4 protein-coding genes are annotated in these 3997 nt (G+C 36.5%); 2 read left to right on the forward strand and 2 right to left on the reverse strand.

Annotated elements, in window-relative coordinates; all coding sequences use genetic code 11:
- The coding region (locus tag VB714_RS14790) for a hypothetical protein (protein ID WP_323225381.1) at positions 1-930 on the forward strand (930 nt) is incomplete at its 5' end.
- Positions 931-961: 31 nt separating this feature from the next.
- Here the strand turns inward: VB714_RS14790 and VB714_RS14795 are convergent.
- Complete coding sequence (locus tag VB714_RS14795) at positions 962-2626, reverse strand: ammonium transporter (protein WP_323225382.1); 1665 nt, start codon at positions 2624-2626, stop codon at positions 962-964.
- Positions 2627-2825: 199 nt separating this feature from the next.
- Between VB714_RS14795 and VB714_RS14800 the strand changes: the two genes are divergently transcribed.
- Complete coding sequence (locus VB714_RS14800; protein ID WP_323225383.1) at positions 2826-3026, forward strand: hypothetical protein; 201 nt, start codon at positions 2826-2828, stop codon at positions 3024-3026.
- 14 nt (positions 3027-3040) lie between these two features.
- On the opposite strand, the gene stpA is transcribed toward VB714_RS14800, so the two are convergent.
- On the reverse strand, positions 3041-3997 hold a 957-nt coding region (stpA, locus tag VB714_RS14805), incomplete at its 5' end, for a glucosylglycerol 3-phosphatase (protein WP_323225384.1).

Below are 3997 nucleotides of genomic sequence, written 5' to 3' on the forward strand. Positions count from 1 at the left end.
CAATTTTTGATTCGTAGTCAAGTTTCCAATTACCTGAAGACAATAATATCTTCAGAAAAAGAGCAAAAAACTTTATCAGAAGATAGTTTATCTAAAAGTCTTGATAACTTAATTAACAAATTTAAAAATCCTCAACCTGTAGTTCAAGAAATCCTCCATTGCACGGAAGGCAAACAAGAACAGGTTGACTTGATTATTCAACGAATTCTTGAGTCAGAATATCCCAATGATACCAAGCAAGAGACTGAATGGATACAAGAATTAGTTCAAGAAAAATTAATTAAAAAGTTGGTTGATGAATTAGTTAAAGATACTATTTCTCCATTAGAAAATCCTTTAAAAATTGATCGTCAATTCTTGATTCAAGATCGATCTAGAGATAAAGATAATTTAGAAATTTTATCTAAGTCAACTAAAATAGTTTCAGGTTCTCTTCTTTTTATTTTTTGTATTTTTGTTGGTTTGTTTTTCATTTTTCGTAAAGATTCAATGCAAACTACTCCAGAAATACCTTCTAGTGAGAAAAATTCTTCAGATACTGAAACTGCTTGCCTAAATCAAATAGGAACTATCTCGGCATCTATTCGTGAAGCAATTAATGAATCAAGTCAACGTGAATTAGTAATCAAAGATACTGAAGACTGGTTACAGAAAAATACATTAGATGAAGACTGTAAAGATCGGTTAGATATATCTTTTAACCGGTTATTAGATAAATATTCATACGACTTAATTGAAGCAACATTGTACAAAGAGTCTTTGGAATATATCTGCAAAATCAGTGAAGAATACGAGTACATTCAAAAATACAAAGATATATTAGAAGGCTGGTCAAAACCAGATTATAATATACCTGATGATGTTAGACAAGCAGTTAGAGAACTAAATAGTTCTAATTGTCCAGTAATGAGTAGTGTCGAGATACCATAACAGATTACCCAACACAATATTATTTATTGTTTTATTCTGAATCAATGGGTTTTTCTAATCTTGCCACCCTTTTTTCAAGCTGCGATTCTACTATTGGATTATAAAATACTCCATCACTACCTTTCTTTTCCTCGTCTGGCGACACTCTAATGCCCAAACGACCAAACTTGTACTGATTGAAAAGAAAATCGCTTAAATTGTCAAATTCACCAATAATTTTAGGTTTTTTATCAGGATTGATTAAGTCGAAAATCAACTCAATCCAGTGTAAAATAAATCCAATAGCAACCCAAACAATATAACTTAAGAAACCTGCAACAGCGCAAACAAAAAGCCATCCTGCAAATTGGCAAAGTGTTTGTATAAGTCTGTTATCATAGATCAGAATTTTATTAGCTTTATCGAAATATAGTTTTGAATTAGGAATACTAAAAATGCCTACGGCAATTGTTCCCCATCCTCCACAGAACAAATGAACAGGAATTGTACCAACAGGATCGTCAATTTTCATTTTTTCGAGTATAACTTCTCCAAAAAGAATGATAACTCCTCCAATCGCACCAATAATTGAGGCTCTGATCATATCCATATAAGCTGATGAAGCAGTAATACTAACCAGTCCTCCTAAAACTCCATTAATAATTGATGAAAGACTAGGCTTACCAACGATACTGGGACAAAAGATAATAGCAGCAACTCCACCAGAAGCGGCTGCAATCATCGTCGTTGTAATAATATGGGCGACGTATGCAAGATTCGTTGTCGATCCCCCATTAAAGCCAAACCAACCTAACCAGAGAATAATACATCCAAGCGTCGCTAAACTCAAATTATGAGGGGTAAACTCTTCTGTTTCATTATTCTCGGTTTGATTTTGTTCAAATTGTTGATTCTCAGCATTATAGCCAAACTTACCATTTCTTGGTCTTAGCATAAAAGCGCCGACTAAACCTGCCATTCCTCCAACTGAATGAACGACGGTTGAACCTGCAAAATCACGAAATCTAAGGGTTTGTAATAATCCATGATATCCCCAAACCCAATGACCTGTTAGAGGATAAATAAAACCGACAAGGAAAAAGCTAAATAGAATAAACGCATAAAATCTTACTCGTTCTGCAACTGCCCCTGATACAATTGTTGCAGCAGTTCCAGCAAAAACTAACTGAAAAAAGAAAACGGCTGAAAAAGAGTGATTCGACCATGTTTTTTGTAAACAACTAAATCCATCTTGTGGAAAAGCAGTAGAAGTTGAATCTGCTGGAAAGATAAGGTTAAAGACAAATCCTTGAGAACCTAAAAAACTAGGTACTGTTTCAGTAATTTCCTGAGTGCAGTCATAACCAAAACCATCCCCAAACATTAACCCAAAACCTATAAGCCAAAAAGCCAATGCTGATACGCAAAAAACAATGAGGTTTTTGGCTAATACATTTGTTGCATTGCTGGTGCGACATAACCCAGCCTCCAGCATGGCAAAGCCTGCATTCATGAAGAAGACGAGAGAAGCGGCAATTAACAGCCAGATGGTATTGATGTAGAATTCAAGAGTTTCTGGGTTTACATTGCTCTGGGCTACAGCCTTTTCAACTCCAACTAACAAGATGACAACGGCCAAGGAGAGACAAAAGAAAAAACTGCGCGATCGCCAGTTTCTAGTTTTCTGAGAGGGGTTATTTAAGAAATTAGGGGTCATAGTTCGATCGCGATCGCGTTTCAGTGAGCTAATGATGAGGCTATCCTAACCCATATAGCGTATTTTAAGAGAATATAGCCAAATTATGCGATCGCGAGGTCAGTCGAGGACAGGAATGCAAAAAACTTGCATGAGAGAAAAACTTTCTTTACCTTAATAGTATGACCATTTGAAACAAACGCGATTCGGGTGTAGAACTATGTCAGATCAATCTTCCAACAATTCCCAATTCCCTCTCGAGCAAATTCTGAAAACAGGTCGCGTGACTCGACGAGAACATTTTCAATTAGTCAGTCTCTTTTTATCAGATTTGGCTGTCAGCGATCGCGATCGCAAACAAATTAACCAAATTTTTGATAATTTGCAAATGGGAAAAATCCACTCTATCGAGCCAGAATAATGCTAAAGATCGGACTAAAAAAAGTTATTTTCTCTTTTTTGAGCCATTTTTTGGAAGAATTGACAATATTGTTGATGACCTTCGGGAAACACAACATTTAAAGTTAAAGGATCGTCAACATCGCGAGGATCGCAAGGACCTTCTATTACTTTTAATTCTCCATCAATGCGATCGCAGCGCACGGATTTTCGATTTTTGACTTCTCCATGAGAACTGTCAACATAAACTACAATATTATCACGTTCGCATTCTTTACCAATAGCTTGAATTAATTGCAAGAAATTGCGATCGCTTCCTCCTCGTCGCACTTCAATTTTGCCATTGTTCTCTTCTACCGTACTATTTACTGTATCGCCAACTCCTACCAAAAGTGGCATTTCTTGGGGGTCGAAATTGTCTTGAATGAGTTGTAATAATGCGGTTTGCGTTTTCGGGGCTTGACGCACGCTAAACTCTTTACCTAGGGGATAATTGCCGGTTCTGTGCCAATAATAACGATTAAGAATTGCTAAAACTCCTGCTTCTTTCACCGCACCTTGTAACATAAACTGAAAATCCGTTGTTCCCGAATCATTTTGACTCGCAAAACGCACAATTTCTTGTCCAGTTTCATCGCGTCCTAAGTTGGGGGCATAATGCACAAAAAATGAATCTTGTAAACCCTTTATTGCCGCTTCTTGCAGGAATTTATCCATTAAATCTTTCATCGCTCTTTGTAAAGCAATATAATCTTCTGTGCGATCGCGGATTTCCTCGTAAATTGTATTGAGATTCACCGTAGGAGATACCTTATTATCTAACACGGAAGCATCAATACACGCCTCTATTTTTTCCTTAGCTAACAAATCAGAATGAGTTTGAAAAAAAGACTGCAATTGTTCCCGGATGCGTTGAGGAATCTGTGCTAAAAATGTTAATTCGCGATCGCTAACCCCTGGATGAGAAACATTACCATAACAATCTTGCCACTG

It is taken from the genome of Spirulina sp. 06S082 (genome assembly GCF_034932145.1).
Classification (GTDB): domain Bacteria; phylum Cyanobacteriota; class Cyanobacteriia; order Cyanobacteriales; family Spirulinaceae; genus CCY15215.

Bases quoted from the DNA above. Each gene is read 5' to 3' on its own strand.
- VB714_RS14800 (WP_323225383.1), top strand. From the start codon at position 2,826: ATGTCAGATCAATCTTCCAACAATTCCCAATTCCCTCTCGAGCAAATT.
- VB714_RS14795 (WP_323225382.1), bottom strand. From the start codon at position 2,626: ATGACCCCTAATTTCTTAAATAACCCCTCTCAGAAAACTAGAAACTGG.